This window comes from Dyella sp. (assembly GCF_051962475.1).
Lineage (GTDB): Bacteria > Pseudomonadota > Gammaproteobacteria > Xanthomonadales > Rhodanobacteraceae > Dyella_A.
This window is the reverse complement of record NZ_JBQCCF010000047.1, coordinates 14167-31577: the sequence shown is the minus strand read 5'-3', so window position 1 is coordinate 31577 and position 17411 is coordinate 14167. Positions and strand designations below refer to the sequence as shown.

The 17411-nt window shown below is 70.0% G+C and carries 20 protein-coding genes; 10 read left to right on the top strand and 10 right to left on the bottom strand.

Annotated elements, in window-relative coordinates:
• Positions 1 to 61: 61 nt before the first annotated feature.
• The gene (locus tag ACTHJF_RS10435) at positions 62 to 280 is read right to left on the bottom strand and encodes a hypothetical protein (protein WP_440267053.1); all 219 of its coding nucleotides are present in this window, start codon (positions 278 to 280) and stop codon (positions 62 to 64) included.
• 164 nt (positions 281 to 444) lie between these two features.
• Here ACTHJF_RS10435 and ACTHJF_RS10430 point away from each other — a divergent pair, with 164 nt between their 5' ends.
• From ACTHJF_RS10430 to ACTHJF_RS10410, 5 genes are all read left to right on the top strand, one after another.
• Complete coding sequence (locus tag ACTHJF_RS10430; RefSeq protein ID WP_440267052.1) at positions 445 to 1002, top strand: lipocalin family protein; 558 nt, start codon at positions 445 to 447, stop codon at positions 1000 to 1002.
• A 65-nt stretch (positions 1003 to 1067) separates the two neighbouring features.
• Positions 1068 to 1889, top strand: coding sequence for a shikimate dehydrogenase (gene aroE / locus ACTHJF_RS10425; protein WP_440267051.1), 822 nt, complete (start codon positions 1068 to 1070; stop codon positions 1887 to 1889).
• Positions 1890 to 1895: 6 nt separating this feature from the next.
• On the top strand, positions 1896 to 2183 hold the full coding sequence (locus tag ACTHJF_RS10420; RefSeq protein WP_431635039.1) for a YkgJ family cysteine cluster protein: 288 nt from the start codon (positions 1896 to 1898) through the stop codon (positions 2181 to 2183).
• A 50-nt stretch (positions 2184 to 2233) separates the two neighbouring features.
• Positions 2234 to 3205: a TonB family protein gene (locus ACTHJF_RS10415; protein WP_440267050.1), complete on the top strand. Its 972-nt coding sequence runs from the start codon at positions 2234 to 2236 to the stop codon at positions 3203 to 3205.
• 82 nt (positions 3206 to 3287) lie between these two features.
• Positions 3288 to 3803 carry a hypothetical protein gene (locus tag ACTHJF_RS10410; RefSeq protein WP_440267049.1) on the top strand — a complete coding sequence of 172 codons (516 nt, stop codon included), beginning with the start codon at positions 3288 to 3290 and terminating at the stop codon, positions 3801 to 3803.
• An 11-nt stretch (positions 3804 to 3814) separates the two neighbouring features.
• Here the strand turns inward: ACTHJF_RS10410 and ACTHJF_RS10405 are convergent, their stop codons facing one another.
• From ACTHJF_RS10405 to ACTHJF_RS10395, 3 genes are all read right to left on the bottom strand, one after another.
• The gene (locus ACTHJF_RS10405) at positions 3815 to 4144 is read right to left on the bottom strand and encodes a low molecular weight protein tyrosine phosphatase family protein (RefSeq protein WP_440267048.1); all 330 of its coding nucleotides are present in this window, start codon (positions 4142 to 4144) and stop codon (positions 3815 to 3817) included.
• Positions 4141 to 4677 (bottom strand): gamma carbonic anhydrase family protein, encoded by a 537-nt coding sequence (locus ACTHJF_RS10400; protein ID WP_440267047.1) that lies wholly within the window; start codon positions 4675 to 4677, stop codon positions 4141 to 4143. The genes ACTHJF_RS10405 and ACTHJF_RS10400 overlap by 4 nt, the downstream gene beginning before the upstream one ends.
• Before the next feature lie 103 nt (positions 4678 to 4780).
• A complete protein-coding gene (locus tag ACTHJF_RS10395; protein ID WP_440267046.1) occupies positions 4781 to 6484 on the bottom strand; it encodes a patatin-like phospholipase family protein in 1704 nt (567 codons plus the stop codon).
• Between the two features lie 108 nt (positions 6485 to 6592).
• Between ACTHJF_RS10395 and ACTHJF_RS10390 the strand changes: the two genes are divergently transcribed.
• The 5 genes from ACTHJF_RS10390 to ACTHJF_RS10370 all read left to right on the top strand — a co-directional run bounded on the left by ACTHJF_RS10390 (position 6593) and on the right by ACTHJF_RS10370 (position 12027).
• Positions 6593 to 8668, top strand: a complete 2076-nt coding sequence (locus tag ACTHJF_RS10390) for a M3 family metallopeptidase (RefSeq protein ID WP_440267045.1) — start codon at positions 6593 to 6595, stop codon at positions 8666 to 8668.
• Between the two features lie 202 nt (positions 8669 to 8870).
• Positions 8871 to 9650: an exodeoxyribonuclease III gene (gene xth / locus ACTHJF_RS10385; RefSeq protein ID WP_440267044.1), complete on the top strand. Its 780-nt coding sequence runs from the start codon at positions 8871 to 8873 to the stop codon at positions 9648 to 9650.
• 5 nt (positions 9651 to 9655) lie between these two features.
• A complete protein-coding gene (locus ACTHJF_RS10380; protein ID WP_440267043.1) occupies positions 9656 to 10336 on the top strand; it encodes a YecA/YgfB family protein in 681 nt (226 codons plus the stop codon).
• Between the two features lie 16 nt (positions 10337 to 10352).
• Positions 10353 to 11099: a DUF4336 domain-containing protein gene (locus tag ACTHJF_RS10375; protein WP_440267042.1), complete on the top strand. Its 747-nt coding sequence runs from the start codon at positions 10353 to 10355 to the stop codon at positions 11097 to 11099.
• Between the two features lie 94 nt (positions 11100 to 11193).
• A complete protein-coding gene (locus tag ACTHJF_RS10370; RefSeq protein ID WP_440267041.1) occupies positions 11194 to 12027 on the top strand; it encodes a pirin family protein in 834 nt (277 codons plus the stop codon).
• A gap of 96 nt (positions 12028 to 12123) precedes the next feature.
• Here the strand turns inward: ACTHJF_RS10370 and ACTHJF_RS10365 are convergent, their stop codons facing one another.
• Genes ACTHJF_RS10365 through ACTHJF_RS10340 form a run of 6 tightly spaced genes read right to left on the bottom strand, consistent with a single transcriptional unit; the run spans position 12124 to position 17398 of the window.
• On the bottom strand, positions 12124 to 12651 hold the full coding sequence (locus ACTHJF_RS10365) for a gluconokinase (RefSeq protein ID WP_440267040.1): 528 nt from the start codon (positions 12649 to 12651) through the stop codon (positions 12124 to 12126).
• Complete coding sequence (locus ACTHJF_RS10360) at positions 12651 to 12905, bottom strand: hypothetical protein (RefSeq protein ID WP_440267039.1); 255 nt, start codon at positions 12903 to 12905, stop codon at positions 12651 to 12653. Before ACTHJF_RS10360 ends, ACTHJF_RS10365 begins: the two co-directional genes overlap by 1 nt.
• Entirely contained in the window at positions 12902 to 13723 is an 822-nt protein-coding gene (locus ACTHJF_RS10355; RefSeq protein ID WP_440267038.1) for a carbohydrate ABC transporter permease, read from the bottom strand. Before ACTHJF_RS10355 ends, ACTHJF_RS10360 begins: the two co-directional genes overlap by 4 nt.
• Positions 13720 to 14610 carry a carbohydrate ABC transporter permease gene (locus ACTHJF_RS10350; RefSeq protein WP_440267037.1) on the bottom strand — a complete coding sequence of 297 codons (891 nt, stop codon included), beginning with the start codon at positions 14608 to 14610 and terminating at the stop codon, positions 13720 to 13722. Before ACTHJF_RS10350 ends, ACTHJF_RS10355 begins: the two co-directional genes overlap by 4 nt.
• The gene (locus ACTHJF_RS10345) at positions 14607 to 15866 is read right to left on the bottom strand and encodes a sugar ABC transporter substrate-binding protein (protein WP_440267036.1); all 1260 of its coding nucleotides are present in this window, start codon (positions 15864 to 15866) and stop codon (positions 14607 to 14609) included. Before ACTHJF_RS10345 ends, ACTHJF_RS10350 begins: the two co-directional genes overlap by 4 nt.
• Before the next feature lie 50 nt (positions 15867 to 15916).
• Positions 15917 to 17398, bottom strand: coding sequence for a glucoamylase family protein (locus ACTHJF_RS10340; RefSeq protein WP_440267035.1), 1482 nt, complete (start codon positions 17396 to 17398; stop codon positions 15917 to 15919).
• Positions 17399 to 17411 lie beyond the last annotated feature (13 nt).

The window sequence follows — 17411 nt, the reverse complement described above, 5'->3', positions numbered from 1 at the left end:
AGTTTCCCGACGCGTGCCGAGGGCACGGCGCGGAAGCATCACGCGATGGCGCGGAATCCCCTCAGTCCGCGCACAGACGCAGGCCCAGCAGGGCACACGTGGGCGCCAGGACCAGCCAGAACGCGGGCGACCAGCCGGCCCCGGGCGTATGTGCCGGCACCGGCGTCAGCGCCAGCGCGAACAGCCCCACGCCCAGCCAGCACAGGCCGATGGCGGCCACCCACTGCGTGAAAGGCGAGGCGTCGGCGAGCGGGAACGAGAGCGAGGAAGGGCGGGCCATGGCGATCTCCGGCAGTGGCTGGGATGAAGGCGCCGAGCTTCCGCGGGCGGCGTCTCAGCGGCTGCGATGGGTGGCGCACGTCGCTGGGCTGGCCGCGCTGCATCGTTTCCGGCCGCCGGTGCGTATCTGTGCTGATCGCCTGTCGTCCGCTCCGAGGACCCGCCATGAAATCCCGCCACACCGCCCTGCTGACGCTGTTCGCCGCGGTCATGCTCACTGGCTGCGCCAGTCAGCCGCCGCTGCGCCAGGCGAAAAACGTCGATCTGGCCCGCTACATGGGCACCTGGTACGTGATCGGCCACGTGCCGTACTTCGCCGAGAAGGGCGACGTGGCCACCGCCGACGAGTACCGCCTCAAGCCCGACGGCACCATCGCCGTCACCTACCACTATCGCAAGGGCTTCGAGGCGCCGGAGAAAACCTGGAACGGCAAGGCGTGGCTGCCCGATCCGGCCGACACCGCGCACTGGAAGGTGCAGCTGGTATGGCCGCTGCGCTCGGACTACGTGATCGTCGATCTCGCGCCCGACTACCGCTCGGTGCTGATCGGCCTGCCCTCGCGCAAGCTCATGTGGATCATGGCGCGCGAACGCCAGCTGCCGGCGGCCGAGTACCAGCGCCTGCTCGACGTGGCCAAGGCCGAGGGCTTCCCGGTGAACGAGGTGCGCAAGGTGCCGCAGCGGCGCGAAGACCTCGGCCAGCCGGGCTTCGAGCAGCCCTGATGGCGCGCGGCGCGGCGGCGCGGCGCGGCTAGAATGAGCGGCCATCCACACGCAGGACCCGCGCCATGACCGACCGCCGCTACGCCGTGTTTGGCCATCCAATCGGCCATTCGCAGTCGCCGCGCATCCATCGCGCGTTCGGCGAGCAGTTCGGTCTGGCGGTGGACTACCGCACCATCGATGCGGCGCCAGCGGATTTTCCCGAGGCGGTGCGCAACTTCTTCGCCGACGCCGGCCACGGCGCCAACGTCACGCTGCCGCACAAGGCCGCGGCGCTGGCGCTGGCCGACACCGCCAGCGAGGCGGCGCACCGCGCCGGCACCGCCAACGTGCTCACGCGGCTGGACGACGGCCGCCTCGCCGCGCACAACACCGACGGCGCCGGCCTGGTGCGTGACCTCACCGAGCGTCACCGCGTCGACCTGCGCGGCCACGACGCGCTGCTGCTGGGCGCCGGTGGCGCCGCACGCGGCGTGGCGTGGTCGCTGCTGGACGCGGGCGTGCAGAGCCTGACCATCGTCAACCGCAGCCCCGGCCCGGCCGACGCGCTGGCCGACGCCATCGGCGAGCCCGAGCGTGTGCACACGCGTTACTGGAGCGACCTGGCCGACATCGGTAGCTACAACCTGATCCTCAACGCCACCTCGGCCGGCGTGCTCGGCGCCGAGCTCGACCTGCCCGGCGCCATCGTCGGCAGCCGCGCGCTCTGCTACGACCTCAGCTACGGCGCCGCGGCGATCGGCTTCCTCGCCTGGGCGCGCAGCGCCGGCGCGCTGTTCGCGTTCGACGGCCTGGGCATGCTGGTGGAAACCGCCGCCGACGCGTTCGAGCTGTGGCACGGCCACCGGCCGGACACCGATCCGGTCTACGCCATGCTGCGCGGCTGAGCCGCCATGGATTGCCGCGCTGGCTGCGGCGCCTGCTGCATTGCGCCCTCGATCAGCTCGCCGATTCCCGGCATGCCGCACGGCAAGCCGGCCGGCGTGCGTTGCGTGCAATTGGATGAGGCCAACCGCTGTCGCCTGTTCGGTCAGCCGGAGCGGCCGGCGGTGTGCGCGCGGCTGCGCCCGGAGCCGGCGATGTGCGGCAACGATCGCGCGCACGCGCTGGCCTGGCTCGCTGCGCTGGAGACTCACACCGCCCAACCGAGCGCATCGCCACGCGAGCGCAACATCGGCTGATTAGGCTGGCGCGCCGCCGGCAGGTCGCCGGTGCTTTCGATGCCCTCTCCATGCCCTCCCCGCCTTGTCTATTTGCGCGCGCGCGTCAGCGCGGCGATGCCCGCGTTGCGCTCGCCATCACCTTGCTCCTGCTTGCCTGCAGCAGCGCGCTCACCTGGGTCTGGTGGCAGCGCACGCATGCCGACGATCTCGCCTCCGAACCGGCGGCCGCGGGATCGATTGTCCGCGTCGCGGCGCCGCCCACCGCGCCGCGCTCCATCGAGCAACTGCTGAACGAGGCGCGCGCCGCGGTCGCCGCGCAGCAACTGGTGGCGCCGGCCGGACAGAGCGCGTTCGAGCGCTACCTCGCGGCGCTGGCGCAACAGCCCGCGAACCCGATCGCCACCGACGCACTGCGCGAGCTGTTCCCCTTCGCCGCCGAGCAGGTCGGCGCCACCATCCGCGACGGTCAGCTCGATGAGGCGCAGCGCCAGCTCGATCTGCTCGCGCGGGCCGATCCGGCGAACTACACGCTCACCCTGCTGCGCGCCCAGCTGACCGAGCAGCGCCAGCGCGCGCTCGCCGCCGCGGCCACGGTGACCGCACCCGCACCGGCGTCGACACGTCCGCCGGCAAACCACGAAATGGCGGCCGCCACCGCGCCGCCGCCTGAAACGCAGGCCGAGGTTCCGCCCGTGACGCAGACGGCCATGGTGACCCCGCCGGCCCCGACCACGGTGCCCGCGGCGACATCCGCACCCGTGTCGAGGGTGTCGAGCACCGCACCGGTGCTGCAGCGTCGGGTCGAGCCGTACTACCCGCAGGCGGCCCGGCGCAGTCGACGCGAGGGTTGGGTGGAAGTGGAGTTCACCGTGCAGCCGGACGGGCACGTGGATGCGGTCAAGGTGCTGCAGTCCAAACCGGGCAGCGTGTTCGACCTGGCGGCCACCACCGCCGTGCAGCGTTGGGTGTTTGCGCCGGCCACGCGCAACGGCAAGCCGGTGGCGGCGAGCCTGCGCCAGCGGCTGGACTTTCGCCTGTAACCGAACCGCGCCCGGCGTCACAGGCCTGACACGCGCGCCGGTCACCATGCGCGGCCCCTCCCCGAGTTCACCGAGTCGCCCCATGCGTCTGTCCGATCCGGCCTTGCGCCGTCCGCTCCGCTGGTCGATCGCCACGCTGTGCCTGCTCGTCGGTCTCGCCGGCTGCGGCCGGCACGACGTCGCCGCGCCGGGGGCGTCTGCGGGTGGCGACCAGGACGGCGTAAGCATCCTGCTCAACCTCGCCGACCAGGCGCTGGCCGAGCATCGGTTGGTGGCACCGGCCGGCGCCAACGCCTACGAGTTTTATCTCAGCGTGTTGGAGCTCGACCCGGCCAATGCGGCGGCGCGCCAGCACCTGGGCGAGCAGATGCCCGACGCGATGGCCGCGGTGGAGCAGGCGATCAACGCGCGCCAGCTCGACGAAGCCGAGCGCGAGCTGCGCCTGCTGCGCGAGGCGGACAGCAGCAACTTCACGCTGTCCCTGCTGGCCGGCAAGCTCGACGCGCAGCGCATGATCGTCGTGCGCGAGGACGAGGCGCGCGCCGCGGCGATCCGGGCGAAGGCCGAAGCCGCCGAGGAAGCCGCGGCGGCCCGCTGAGCAGCAGCCCGTCAGCGCAGCAGCGGACCGACGCGCCGCTCCAGCAGCGCCACCAGCTCGGGTTGCATGAACGCGTAGCGGTCGGGAATGTCGACGCTCACCACGCGCTTGCCATTGAGCCGCGCACCGAAGCGCTGCCGCAATCGGCGCGCATGGCGGGCCTCCATCACCACCACCAGATCGGCCCAGTCCAGCTGGGCGGGATCGAGTGGCGTCTCGGCGTCGTCGGCAAGGCCGGCCGAGTCGACCTCCAGTCCGGGCCAATCGGCGAACACCGCCGCCGCGGTGGGACTTCGCAGCCGATGCCGGCTGCACAGGAACAGCACGCGCCGAGGCGTCATCCCGCCTCGGCCAGGTAGCCGTCCTTGATCCGCACGTAGTGCTCGGCCGAGTAGTGCATCTGCTCGACCTGCTTGTCGCTGAGCAGGCGCACGCACTTGGCGGGATTGCCCAGCCACAGCTCCCGCTCGCCCACCACCTTGCCCGGCGGCACCAGGCTGCCCGCGCCGACGAAGCCGTACTTCTTCACTACGGCGCCGTCGAGCACGGTGGCGTGCATGCCGATCAGGCAGTAGTCCTCGATGGTGCAGGCGTGGATCACCGCGCCGTGGCCCACCGTGACGCCCTCGCCGATCACCGTGGGAAAGCCGCCGGGCGAATACGGACCGTCGTGGGTGACGTGCACCACGGTGCCGTCCTGCACGTTGCTGCGCGCGCCGACGCGGATGAAGTGCACGTCACCGCGCAGCACCGCGCCGGGCCAGATCGAGACGTCATCGGCCAGCTCGACGCGACCGATCACCGTAGCGGCCGGATCGATGTAGACGCGCTGGCCAAGCGCGGGCGTGTGGCCTTGGTAGGTGCGGATGCTCATGCGCGCATTCTAGGCGGGAGGGCTGCAGCGTGGAGTGCGAAAGCAGCAGCGCGACAGGACGCCGGACACGCCGGGTCGAGCGGCCAGAGAGAGCGACCGCCACTCACTTCTCGCTCTCAAGCACCTCTACCGTCGCCCGGTAGCCCGTTTCTACCGCGCGTCGCCAGTCTTTCCAATCGAGCACGCCGATGTGATCGAGCGACGGGGTGATCAGACGATGTGCCAGCGCGCGGCGTTCCAGCGCGGCGGCCTCGCCGCTCACCATGCCGGCGCGCACCAGGCTCGACACCAACCCCGGCCGACGCCCGCGCTGGAAGGCCAGGCGCCACAGCGGCGGCGTCATCGCCTCATCGACCGCGGCGCGCAGGGTGATCTCGGCGCGGATGTCCAGCGCGGTGATGTGCGCCAGGCCGTCGACGGCCATCACGTCGGTGGGCAGGTTGTTCGCCAGCGCGCCGTCCACCAGCACCTCGCCGCCTTGCAGTACCGGCGGCAGCACGCCGGGGATCGCGCTGGACGCACGCAGCGCCCGCCACAGCGGGCCATGCCGCTGCACGCACTGGCCGCCGCCGGAGAGGCTGGTGGCGACGCAGAAGAACGGCAGCGGCAGGTCCTCGATCGCCAGCGCGCCGAAGGTGTCGCGCAGCGTGCGGGTGGCGCGTGCGCCGCGGGTCAGCGCCACGATCGGCAAGGTCCAGTCCGACAGCAGCCGCCCTCGCAGAAACGCATTCACGCAGCGCGCCTGCCACTCGTCGACGTTCCAGCCCGCGGCCACGCCCGCGCCGACGATGGCGCCGATGCTGCTGCCGCCGATCGCATCGAAGCGCTGCCCGGCCTCGGCCAGTGCACGCAGCGCGCCCAGATGCGCCAGCCCGCGCGCGCCGCCGCCGGCCAGCACCAGGCCGCGACCGTGGCCGCTGACCAGCCGCGCCACCCGCGCCATGTCGGCCGCGCGGCAGACGTGGTGGTGCATCACCTGGCCGCTGAAGCTGGCGCGCCAGCGCGCGGTGCAGCCCAGCGCTACCTGGTGGCCCGGATGCACCAGCAGCAGATGGCGCGGCCGGTGCCGCGCCTGCGCCGGATGCGCCAGCTCCGGCCACGGCCGCACCGCGTCGTTGGCGCGCGCCGCGGCCAGCAGCACGTCGGCCTGGCGCAGGCAGCGCTGGCGCCAGGCGTCGTCGCGCCCTTCATCGAGGTAGATCACGAAGCGCACCTGCGCCTCGCGTTCGGCGAACCAGTCGGCGCTGCGCCCGCACCCGCTTTGCGCGTCGATCACCAGGCTGCTGCCGAACGCTTCCAGTGCCCGGGCCAGCTGCATCGCCAGGGTGCGCGCCGGTACCGACGGCTCGGCCGGCAGCAGGGCGAACGTGCGCGGCGTGCCGGGGCGGTCTTCTTCGCGTACGCGCGGTTGCAACCGCGCCACGGTGTCGCGAGCCACCTGCAACAGCAGATCCGGATGGCGGCACAGCAGCGCCTCGAACGCGCTGCGGTCCAGCCGCAGCAGCTCGCTGTCGCGCAGGGCGCGCACAGTGCGATGCCGGGTGCAGCCGCCGAGCAGGCTGGTTTCGCCCACGCTCATGCCGGCGCCGATCTGTTGCACCAGCGTGGTCGGCCCGTCGAACACGCCCAGGCTGCCGCTGACCAGCAGGTACAGCGCGTCGGCCGGCTCGTCGGCCTTGAACAGCGGGCGGCCGCCGGGCAGGCCGACCGGCACCATGTCAGCGGCCAGCGCGCGACGAGTCGCCGGGTCCAGCCGGGCGAACAGAGGATGGGCAAGTAGCAGGTGGTCGGTGGCGGCGCAGGCCATCGCGCCGATGCTAGAGGGGCCATGTGACAGAACCGCGCGGCAGGCCGCACTGCCGCTTGATTTCACCCTCGGCGGTCGCCACGCTGGTTCACCACGCTAGGAGATCCCATGGCTTCCGAACCCGCTCCCACCGGCAACCCCCTGCTGTCCGACGCGCCGCTGCCGGCCTTCTCGGCGATCCGCCCCGAGCACGTCGGGCCGGCGATCGACCAGCTGCTGAGCGACTACCGCGCCGCCATCGCCGCGATGACGGCGTCGGACGCGCCGCGCGACTTCGACACAGTGATGCTGGGCCAGGAGCGACTGGAGCAGCGCGTGGCACGGGCGTGGGCGCCGGTGGGCCACTTGCACTCGGTGGCTGACACGCCGGCGCTGCGCGAGGCCTACGGTCCGGCCGAGGAAAAGCTCACCGACCACGCGCTGGAGCTGGGTCAGAACCGTGATCTCTACGCCGCCGTGCAGGCGCTGGCCGACGCGCCGGATTATGCCGCGCTGCCGCGCGCGGAGCGCTCGCTGGTTGAGCATGCGCTGCGTGATTTTCGCCTGTCCGGCGTGGCGCTGGAGGAGCCCGCACGCAGCCGCTTCCGCGAGATCGGTGTGGCGCTGTCCAAGTTGTCCACCGAATTTTCCAACGCCGTGCTCGACGCCACCGACGCCTGGCACGAGCACATCACCGACGAGCGCGACCTCGCCGGCGTGCCTGAGTCCGGCCGCGCGGTGTTGCGCCAGTACGCCAAGGAGCAGGAGCTGGAAGGTTTCCTGGTCACGCTCAAGCAGCCCAGCGTGCAGGCGGTGCTCACCTACGCCGACAAGCGCGACTTGCGCGAGCGCGTGTACTGGGCCTACCAGACTCGCGCTTCGGATCAGGGCCCGCACGCAGGCAAATACGACAACTCCGCGCGCATCGAGCAGATCATGGCGCTGCGTCACGAAGCGGCGCAGCTGCTCGGCTTCGCCAACGCCGCCGAGGAATCGCTGGCCACCAAGATGGCCAGCTCGCCGGACGAGGTGCTTGCCTTCCTGCGCGACCTCGCCGCGCGCGCCAAGCCGGTCGCCAGGCAGGAGCTGGAAGCGCTGCGCACCTTCGCCAGCGAGCAGCTCAAGCTCGACAACCTCGAACCATGGGACATCACCTACGCGGCGGAAAAGCTGCGCCAGCAGCAGTACGCGCTGGACGAGGAGCAGCTCAAGCCGTACTTCCCGCTACCGGCAGTGATCGACGGCCTGTGGGCGATCACGCGCAAGCTCTACGGCATCACGCTTACCGTGCGCGACGACATCGATGTATGGCATCCGGACGTGCGCTACTACGACGTGGCCGACGCCACCGGCCGCGTGTTCGCCGGTGCCTACGTCGACCTCTATGCGCGCAGCGGCAAGCGCGGTGGCGCGTGGATGGACGTGTGCCGTGCGCGCTTCGACGATGGCGATACGCGACAGCTGCCGGTGGCCTTCCTCACCTGCAACTTCGCGCCGCCCACCGAAGGCAAGCCGGCGTTGCTCACCCACGACGACGTGCTCACGATGTTCCACGAGTTCGGCCACGGCCTGCACCACCTGCTGACCGAGGTGAACCTACCCTCGATCGGCGGCATCGACGGCGTGGAGTGGGACGCGGTGGAACTGCCCAGCCAGTTCATGGAGAACTTCGGCTGGAACCGCGAGGCGCTCGATCTGTTCGCCCGCCACTGGCAAACCGGCGAGCGGCTGCCGGAAGAACTGTTCCAGCGCATGCTCGCCGCGCGGCATTTCCACGCCGGCCTGTTCCTGGTGCGCCAGCTCGAGTTCGCCCTGTTCGACTTCCTGCTGCACCGCGACTACGACCCCGGGCAGGGCGCCCGCCCGATGGCCATGCTCGAGCAGGTGCGCAAGGAAGTGGCCGTGCTGCACCCGCCGGCCTGGCAGCGCTTCCCACACGCGTTCAGCCACATTTTCGCCGGCGGCTACGCGGCCGGGTACTACAGCTACCTGTGGGCCGAGCTGCTCAGCGCCGACGCCTTCGGCGCGTTCGAGGAGTCGGCCACGCGCAGCGGCAGCGTGATCGACCCGGCCACCGGCGCACGCTTCCGCCAGGAGGTGCTCGCCGTGGGCGCCAGCCGCCCAGCGCTGGAGAGCTTTGTCGCCTTCCGCGGCCGCAAACCCGAACCCGAGGCGCTGCTGCGCAGCCACGGACTGAGCGATTGAGTTCGTTGCTGCATGGGCGCACGCGTGATGCGCCCGTGCAGCAGCGGATCAAGAGGCCGTCCGGCGCACTGCATTGGCCGGCTGGCCGACTCATCCTGTAATCGCACGCGCCGGCTTGTCGTCTGAAGAGGTTGGAGCCGGCGATCGTCACCGGAAGCGCGGTGGACAAGCTGCATAGCAGGTCATCCCTTACAATCCGCGAATGAAGATCGCCAGCTGGAACGTCAACTCGCTCAACGTGCGCCTGCCGCATCTCACCCAGTGGCTCGCCGATGCGCAGCCTGACGTGGTGGCGCTGCAGGAAACCAAGCTGGAGGACGCCAAGTTCCCGGTCGATGCGCTCGCGGCCGCCGGCTACCGCGCGGTGTACGCGGGGCAGAAGACCTACAACGGCGTCGCCCTGCTCGCCCGCGCGGACAGCCAGCCCGCATTCGCCGACGTGGTCACCGACATCCCCGGGCTGGACGATCCGCAGCGGCGCATCCTCGCCGCCACCATCGGCGAGCTGCGCGTGGTCGACCTGTACGTGGTCAACGGCAAGGCGGTGGGCGACGAGAAGTACACCTACAAGCTGGACTGGATGGCGCGCGTGCGCGAATTCCTCGCCGCCGAGCTGCAGCGTCACCCGAACCTCGTGGTGCTGGGCGATTTCAATATCTGCCCGGACGATCGCGACGTCTACGATCCGGTCGCCTGGGGCGAGGACATTCTCTGCTCGCCCCCCGAGCGCGCGGCGCTGAAGGCGATCACCGAGCTCGGCCTGCACGACAGCTTCCGGTTGTTCGAAACCGACGCCGGACATTTCAGTTGGTGGGACTACCGACAGGCCGCCTTCCGGCGCAACATGGGCCTGCGCATCGACCTGATCCTCATCGGCGAAGCGCTCAAACCACTCGCGCGAGCCGCCGCCATCGACCGCGAGCCGCGCAAGTGGGAGCGCCCCTCCGACCACACGCCGGTGACGCTGGACTTGGATATCTGACACCCATGAACACTTCTTCCAACGATTGGCCCAGCTCGCTCGATGACAGCGAACTGGACGAACTGGACCGCTACCTGCGCGCCCACGCCGAGGACGACAGCCTGCTGCTCGACGGCGTGCACGGCCTGCTTTCGGCGCTGGCGGTGGGCCCGATGCTGGTGACGCCCGAGGAGTGGCTGCCCGAAGTGCTGCACCACCCGTTTTCCGACGAGGCCGAAGGCAACCGCGTGCTCGCCCTGCTGGCCAAGCTCAACGACTCGATCGAGGCCGAGCTGGACGTGGACGCCTACGAGCCGATCCTCGGCGAGATCGACACCGACCTGGGCCCGGCGCTCAGCGCCGCCGGCTGGTGCGAAGGCTTCAGCCGCGGCATCGACCTGCGCGCGGGGCTGTGGGAAAAGCGCCTGGCCGAAGACCCGGAACTGATGGAGCTGCTCGGCCCCGTGATGGCGCTGGCGGTGGACGAGGGCATCCTCAACGCCGAGACCGAGTTCGAGAAACTCAGCGACGAGGAATACGACGAGTGTCTGGCCCAGGTGCCGGCCGTGCTCGGCGCGGTGAGCCAGTACTGGCAGGAGCATCCGGCCACCGAAGCCGAGCTGGACGCGGCCGTAAAGGCCGATGCGGCCGACAGCGAAGAAGCGGCCGCGCCGCCGCGTCATCGCAGCGGGCACTGGGTGCACTGAGGCCCGCGGCGGCGCAGTGACCTCACCCGGGCTCTACGAACCGCTGAACGTCCTCAAGCCGGTAGCCGCCGGTCTGTGGCTGGTGGACGGCCCGATGATCGGCATGGCGGTTCCCGGCGGCCATCTCGCGTTCCCCACCCGCATGACCGTGGTGCAGCTCACCGATGGCGGGCTGTGGTGCCATTCGCCGATCGCCCCGGACGACGCGCTGTTCCGCGCGCTCGATGCGCTCGGCCCGGTGCGCCATCTGGTGTCGCCGAACAAGCTGCATTACGCGCACATCGCTGCCTGGCAGCGCCGCTATCCGCAAGCGTGCGCCTGGGCCTCGCCCGGCGTGCGCGAGCGTGCACGAAGTCAGCGCATCGCGGTGAACTTCGACGCCGATCTCACCCACTCACCGCCGTCAGAGTGGGCCGACACGCTGGACCAGCTGCATTTCCGCGGCAGCCGCGTACTGGAGGAGATCGTGTTCCTCCATCGCGACAGCGGCACGTTGGTGCTGGCCGATCTGATCGAGAACTTCGAACCGGGCCGCTTGCCGCCGATGATGCGCCTGTTGGTGCGCCTGGCCGGGTCGCTCGATCCGGACGGCAAGGCACCGCTGGACATGCGCCTGACCTACCTCGGCCGCAAACGCGTCGCGCGCGCCTGCCTGGCCCGCATGCTGGCGTGGCGGCCGCGCCGGGTGATCCTCGCGCACGGCCGCTGCTACCTCGACGAGGGCGAGGCCGAACTGCGCCGGGCGTTCCGCTGGCTGGCTTGAGTGGCTGGCGAAACGATCCGTTCGCCCGCCCACCCTTGGCGAATCGCTCGCCCGCGCGCATCTTGTCGCGATCCCCTTCCGCATGGAGTCCGTCATGACCGAGCGCCGCATTTTCCGCCGCATCCGCGGCATGGACACCGCCGACGGCGCGGGCGTGAAGCTCAAGCGCATCATCGGGCAGAGCGCGCTGGACATGCTCGACCCGTTCCTGCTGCTGGACGAGTTCCGCTCCGACCAGGCCGGCGACTACATCGCCGGCTTCCCCGAACACCCGCACCGTGGCTTCGAGACGGTCACCTACATGCTCGCCGGGCACATGCAGCACGGCGACAACCACGGCAACCGAGGCGATCTGGGCCCCGGCAGCGTGCAGTGGATGACCGCCGGGCGCGGCATCCTGCATTCGGAAATGCCGCAGCAGGAGAACGGCCTGATGTGGGGCTTCCAGCTGTGGGTGAATCTGCCCGCAAAGGACAAGATGACCGCACCGCGCTACCAGGACATCGCGCCGGAGAAGATCCCGGTGGTGCAGCCGGTGGACGGCGTGGAGGTGCGCGTCATTGCCGGTGACCTCGGCGGCGCCAGCGGCCCGGTCAGCGGCGTCGCCACCGCGCCGATCTACCTCGACCTCACCGTGCAGCCGGGCGCCACGATCACCGTGCCGCTGCCGGAAGGCCACAGCGCGTTCGCCTACGTGTTCGAAGGCGAGGCCGCGCAGGTCGCTGGCGAGTCGCTGGCGCGCAGCGAGCTGGCCGTGCTGAGCAAGGGCGAGTCGGTGACGATCGCCGGTGGCGATGCGCCGGCGCGCGTGCTGCTGGTCGCGGGCCAACCGCTGAAGGAGCCGGTGGCACGCTACGGCCCGTTCGTGATGAACACCACCGAGCAGATCCATGAGGCCATCGCGGATTTTCGCGCCGGCAAGTTCTGACGCGGTCCGCATTCGACCCGGTAGGAGCCCGCTCGCGGGCGATGCGTTTGCTCCTGATCCGCATCAAATCCAAGAGCATCGCCCGCGAGCCGGCTCCTACAGGGATGTCGTCAGCCAGCGGAGCACGCGTTGCAGGTTGTGCTCCAGTGGCGCACCGCCGTCGACGGTACATGCGGCTTCGTCCGCGCCCGGCGGCTCGAGCGCGGCCAGCTGACTGTCCAGCAGCGTCACCGGCATGAAGTGCACGCGCGCACGCATGCGTGCGTCCAGTTCCGCGCGTGGCAGGGCCAAGTAGACGAAGCGCACGCTGGGGCCCGCCGCACGCAGGCGGTCGCGATAATGACGGCGTAGCGCCGAGCACGCCACCACGCCGGGCTGCCCGGTGCGGATCCTTTCGGCCATCCAGGCGGCTACGGCATCGAGCCAGGGACGACGGTCGTCGTCGTCCAGCGCGATGCCGGCGGCCATCTTCTGGCGATTGGCGAGAGGATGCAGGTCGTCGGCGTCGAGGAAGCGGGCGCCGAGTGCCTCGGCCAGCGCCGCACCGAAGGTGCTCTTGCCGCTGCCCGAGACGCCCATCACCACGACCATCGTGGCGCGTGAGGGAGCGTTGCCGGCCGCCATCAGGGCTGGCGAAACGCCGCGCCACGGGCGCCGTTTTCGGCTTCGTGACGAATGCGCTCGTCGATGGCTGTCGCGTCGCCACCGCCCTCGTTGTGGATCCACGCCTCGCGCAGCTGCGGCAGCGTGAGCGCCGGTGACGGCGCGGCGGAATCGCGGCCGAACAGCGCCAGCGCGCCCAGCACGACCAGCCACAGCAGGGTCCAGGCGAGGCGAAAGCGCAGCGGCAGGCGGTGAGGTGAGTTCGTCTTGTTCATCGTTTCACGCTGCCCAGCAGCAGCCCTTGCAGGTAGTAGCGCTGCAGCGCCAGGAACAGCGCCAGCACCGGCAGCACGGTGATCACGGCACCGGCCATCATCAGCTCGGTGTCGCGTGCATGTTCGCGCGCCAGCGAGGCCAGGCCGATCGGCAGCGTGTAGTGCTCCTGCCCGGTCAGCACGATCAGCGGCCACATGAAGTCGTTCCCGGCGGTGAGGAAGGTGACGTTGGCCAGCGTCACCACGATCGGCTTGAGCAGCGGCAGCACGATCTGCACGAAGATGCGCGCCTCGCTGGCGCCGTCGATGCGCGCGGCTTCCAGCAGCTCGCGCGGGATGCCGCGCGCGTACTGGCGCACCAGGAAAATGCCGAACACGCTGGCCAGCGCCGGCAGCACCACGCCGGCGTAGCTGTTCACCAGACCCAGGTACTTCAGCAGCAGGAACAGCGGCAGCATCGCCACCTGTGCGGGAATCACCAGCGCGCCCAGCAGCCCCTTGAACAGCGCCGCGCGGCCGCGAAAGCGCAGCTTGGCGAACGCATAGCCGGCCATCAGGTTGCACGCCAGCGAGAGCAGCATGATGGCGCTGGCCACCGCCAGGCTGTTGGCGAGGTAGCGGCCCATGCCCGCGCGCAGGAACAGCGTGCGGTAGTTCTCCAGCGTGGCGTGGGCGGGCCACAGCGGTGGCGGCAGCGTGCCCGACTCACCCGGGCGCATGAACGACACCGACACCATCCACACCAGCGGAAACAGCGCCACCGTCGTGCCGCCGAGCAGCAGGGCGTTGACCAGCCAGCGGCTGCTGCGGGTGCTCATGCCGGCTCCTCGTCGCGCGTGTCCTGCTTCGACAGCCGTAGCATCAGCACGGTCACCGCGAACATCACCACGAACAGCGCGAACGCTACCGCCGAGGCCGAGCCCAGGTTCCACCAGGTGAAGCCTTCGTCGTACATCAGGTAGAGCACGCTCACCGTGCTCTGCAGTGGTCCGCCCTCGGTCATCACGTAGGGCTCGGCGAACAGCTGGAAGTAGCCCGACACGGTGAGGATCGCCACCATCAGCAGCGTCGGGCGCAGCATCGGCCAAGTGATGTGGCGGAACTGCCGCCACGGCGAGGCGCCGTCGATGCGCGCCGCCTCGTACAGCGTCGAGGGAATCGCCTGCAGCCCGGCCAGGAAGATGATCATGTTGTAGCCGAAGTTCTTCCAGACGGCGAACAGGATGATCGTGGGCATCGCCCAGCGCGGGTCGCCCAGCCAGTCCACCGGATGCAGGCCCAGCGTGTCGAGCAGCGCATTGACCACGCCGTACTTGGTGTTGAACAGGTAGCGCCAGATGATCGCCACGGCCACCACCGTGGTCACCACCGGCGCGAACAGCGCGGTGCGAAAGAACGCCTGCGCTCGCGCCAGCGGCGAGTTGAGCAGCAGCGCGCCGCCCAGCGATACCGCCATCGACAGTGGCACCGCCACGGCCACGAAGTACACCGTGTGGCTCAGCGCCGCCCAGAACAGCGGACGCTGCAGCAAGGAGAGATAGTTGTGCAGGCCGACGAAGCGCACGTTGTGTGGGTCGGCCAGTGCGTACAGGTCGTAGTCGGTGAAGCTGAGCATCAGCGCGCCGAGCACCGGCAGCGCGAAGAACACGCCAATCACCATCAGCGCGGGCGCCAGGAACAGCCAGGCGGTGCGCGGCGGATTCATCGTGCACCCTCGCGCCGCGTCAACACCCAGCGGCGCTTCTCCAGGATCGCGTCGACGCGGCGGTCCAATTCTGCGCAGGCCTGGTCGACCGTCAGTTCGCCGGCAATCACCCGTGCGGCCACCAGCTGCATTTCGTTGGCGATGCGCTCCCACTCCGGTACCGGTGGCGTCGGCCGGACGTGTTCGAGCTGCTCGCGAAAGGCGCGTGCCTGCGGATCGCGGCTCAGCTCGCCACCGTCCCAGGCGCTGCGTCGCGGCGGCATGTCGCCCACCAGGGCGTAGAAGCGGCGCTGCACCTGCGGCTCGGAGAGATATTCGATCAGCGCCCAGGCGGCATCCTTGTGCGCCGAATGGCGGAACACCACCAGGCTGGCGCCGCCGGCCGCGCCTGTGCCCGGACCGTCCGGCCCGGGCAGCCGCGCGGTCGACCAGCGGCCCTGCTGCTCGGCCGGAAGTCGCGCGCGGAACTCGCCGATGTTCCACGGTCCGGACAGGTAGAACGCATACACGCCGCGGCCGAACTCTTCCCACGGATTGCCCGCCACCACGTTGCTGATCGCCGGCGCCTGCTGCTGGCGGAACGTGTCGACGTAGAAGGTGAGCGCTCGTTTGAAGCCGGCGCTCTCGAAGTTGCCGTAGCGGTTGCCGTCGCGCAGCAGCGGGTCGGGCTGCTCCAACGCCAGCGACATCAGCTGCTCGTACTCGTTGGTGGGCAGCAGGATCCCGTAGCGGTGCGCGGCCGGATCGCTGAGCGCCGCGAGCATACGCCGCCACTCGGCCCAATCGTGCGGCGGGTGGTCGAAGCCGGCGGCCTTGAGCAGGTCGACGCGATAGAACAGCAGCCGCGTGTCCACATACCACGGCACGCCGTAGAGCCGGCCGTCGATCACGTTGGTGGCCCAGATGCTGTCGAAATAGTCGGCCGGCACCACGCTCGTGGAATGCCGTACGCGCGCATCCAGCGGCGCCACGGCATCCAGCGCCACCATCTCCGGCAGCCAGGTGTTGCCCAGTTGCATCATGTCCGGCATCGAACCTCCGGCGTAGGCGGTGAGCAGCTTCTGATGCGCCGCACTCAGCGGCAGTTGCTGCACGCTCACGGTGATGCCCGGATGGCTGCGCGTAAACCCCGGGAGCAGCGCCTGCACCGCCTCGCCCTCCGGGCCGAACGTCCAGAAGGTGAGCGTCTGGGTGGAGGCTGCGCGACGATCGCAGCCGGTCAGGCTCAGGCAAGTAAACAGGCTTGCCAGCAGCACACCCCGCGCGAGCCGACGCAGCCGGACTCGCGCAGGGCGCGCCGATGCGCTCACGGCACGGGCGCCGCCAGCCAGCCGCCGGTGAAGCCTGCGCGCTGCAGGCCACGACGGATGTACGGATTCTTTTTCATCACGTTCCATACGAAGCCGCTGCGCCAGTTCTCGATCATCAGCAGGATCGGGCCCTGGTCGATACCCAACTGCTCGGTGTCGACCCAGCCCAGGTCAGGCACCAGTTTGCCTGTGCGCAGGGTGGTCTGGGTATGGAAGCTGGGGTTGAACGCGTCGACGAAGCCGTAGCGGTCGTAGATGGACTTGCCGTAGCGCTGCTTCATCTCGGCCAGCGCCGGGACCACGATCTCCGGCGCGAAGGCGATCGAGCCGCCGGCTGCGGTCGGCGCGATGGTGCCGTCGTCGGAGATGTAGTCCAGCCCGGCGCCGCGCGCGGTATAGCCCTGAAATTTCTTCTCGCCCTGCGCGCTTTTCACCACGAAGCCGCCGGGGCCATTGCTGGCGGTCAGGCCCCACACGTTCTTGCCGTAGCCAGTCCAGCCGCCCGGGTTGGCGATGGCGTAGTTGCGTTGGCTGTAGGTGGCGCGGCGGCCGTTCTCGAAGTAGTCGAGGTTGTGCTTGCGATTCCAGTCGTCGCGGATGCCGCGGAAATCCACCCAGGATTCGGTGTACTGGTGGCCGAACATCGGCGCGAAGTTGAGGAAGGTCTGCCCGTAGAAGCTGCCCCAGGTGGTGTCGTTGGTGGACGACCACGCCTTCCAGGCCGCCGGATCGACCGGGTGGGTGGGCGATCCCAGCGCCAGGATGTAGACCAGCTTGCCTTCGTTGTAGCCCTTCCAGTCAGCCGGGATGAACTTGCCGCCGGGCGTCCAGCCCATCGAGATCAGCGGCGGGCGCGCCTGCATCCACGGCCACTCCACCGCGCGATAAATCGCGTCGGCCAGCGCGCGGATCTGTTCCTCCTGCGGCGTGGCACGGTCGTAGTACGACTGCGCAAACAGCACGCCGCCGAGCAGCAGCGTGGTGTCCACGCTCGACAGCTCGGTCCAGCGCCCTTCGCGCTTGCCGGTCTGCATGTCGAGGAAGTGATAGAAGAAGCCGTGGTAGCCGGCCGCGCCGTCCTCGCTGGCGTTCTGCGGCGCGTCGTGGAAGAACTTCAGCGTGGCCAGCGTGCGCGCCACCGCCTGCTCGCGCGTGATGTAGCCGCGCTCCACGCCGATGCCATACGCGGTGAGGCCGAAGCCCACCGCGGCGATGCTCGAGAACGACTCGCCCGGGTAGTGGTCCGGCACCATCCCGGTGGTCGGGTCGGCGCTGTCCCAGAACCAGCGGAAGGTGCGCTGCTCCAGGTCGTCGACCAGGGCCTGCTGGGCGGATGTGGCGTCCTGGTAGGTGTGGATCGGCTTCACCGTCGCCGGGTGGGCCGCGGGAGCAGCAACAGCAGATGCCGCCACGAGTGCTGCGATCAGCAGCGACGGAAGGGCGTGTACGCGCCAGTAGTCGGAAAACTTCTTGGTCATCGGATCGGTCGTT

Excerpts from the sequence above, each read along its gene's own strand:
- ACTHJF_RS10435 (WP_440267053.1), bottom strand. The coding sequence starts at position 280 with ATGGCCCGCCCTTCCTCGCTCTCGTTCCCGCTCGCCGACGCCTCGCCT.
- ACTHJF_RS10430 (WP_440267052.1), top strand. The coding sequence starts at position 445 with ATGAAATCCCGCCACACCGCCCTGCTGACGCTGTTCGCCGCGGTCATG.
- aroE (WP_440267051.1), top strand. The coding sequence starts at position 1,068 with ATGACCGACCGCCGCTACGCCGTGTTTGGCCATCCAATCGGCCATTCG.
- ACTHJF_RS10420 (WP_431635039.1), top strand. The coding sequence starts at position 1,896 with ATGGATTGCCGCGCTGGCTGCGGCGCCTGCTGCATTGCGCCCTCGATC.
- ACTHJF_RS10415 (WP_440267050.1), top strand. The coding sequence starts at position 2,234 with ATGCCCTCCCCGCCTTGTCTATTTGCGCGCGCGCGTCAGCGCGGCGAT.
- ACTHJF_RS10410 (WP_440267049.1), top strand. The coding sequence starts at position 3,288 with ATGCGTCTGTCCGATCCGGCCTTGCGCCGTCCGCTCCGCTGGTCGATC.
- ACTHJF_RS10405 (WP_440267048.1), bottom strand. The coding sequence starts at position 4,144 with ATGACGCCTCGGCGCGTGCTGTTCCTGTGCAGCCGGCATCGGCTGCGA.
- ACTHJF_RS10400 (WP_440267047.1), bottom strand. The coding sequence starts at position 4,677 with ATGAGCATCCGCACCTACCAAGGCCACACGCCCGCGCTTGGCCAGCGC.
- ACTHJF_RS10395 (WP_440267046.1), bottom strand. The coding sequence starts at position 6,484 with ATGGCCTGCGCCGCCACCGACCACCTGCTACTTGCCCATCCTCTGTTC.
- ACTHJF_RS10390 (WP_440267045.1), top strand. The coding sequence starts at position 6,593 with ATGGCTTCCGAACCCGCTCCCACCGGCAACCCCCTGCTGTCCGACGCG.
- xth (WP_440267044.1), top strand. The coding sequence starts at position 8,871 with ATGAAGATCGCCAGCTGGAACGTCAACTCGCTCAACGTGCGCCTGCCG.
- ACTHJF_RS10380 (WP_440267043.1), top strand. The coding sequence starts at position 9,656 with ATGAACACTTCTTCCAACGATTGGCCCAGCTCGCTCGATGACAGCGAA.
- ACTHJF_RS10370 (WP_440267041.1), top strand. The coding sequence starts at position 11,194 with ATGACCGAGCGCCGCATTTTCCGCCGCATCCGCGGCATGGACACCGCC.
- ACTHJF_RS10365 (WP_440267040.1), bottom strand. The coding sequence starts at position 12,651 with ATGGCGGCCGGCAACGCTCCCTCACGCGCCACGATGGTCGTGGTGATG.
- ACTHJF_RS10360 (WP_440267039.1), bottom strand. The coding sequence starts at position 12,905 with ATGAACAAGACGAACTCACCTCACCGCCTGCCGCTGCGCTTTCGCCTC.
- ACTHJF_RS10355 (WP_440267038.1), bottom strand. The coding sequence starts at position 13,723 with ATGAGCACCCGCAGCAGCCGCTGGCTGGTCAACGCCCTGCTGCTCGGC.
- ACTHJF_RS10350 (WP_440267037.1), bottom strand. The coding sequence starts at position 14,610 with ATGAATCCGCCGCGCACCGCCTGGCTGTTCCTGGCGCCCGCGCTGATG.
- ACTHJF_RS10340 (WP_440267035.1), bottom strand. The coding sequence starts at position 17,398 with ATGACCAAGAAGTTTTCCGACTACTGGCGCGTACACGCCCTTCCGTCG.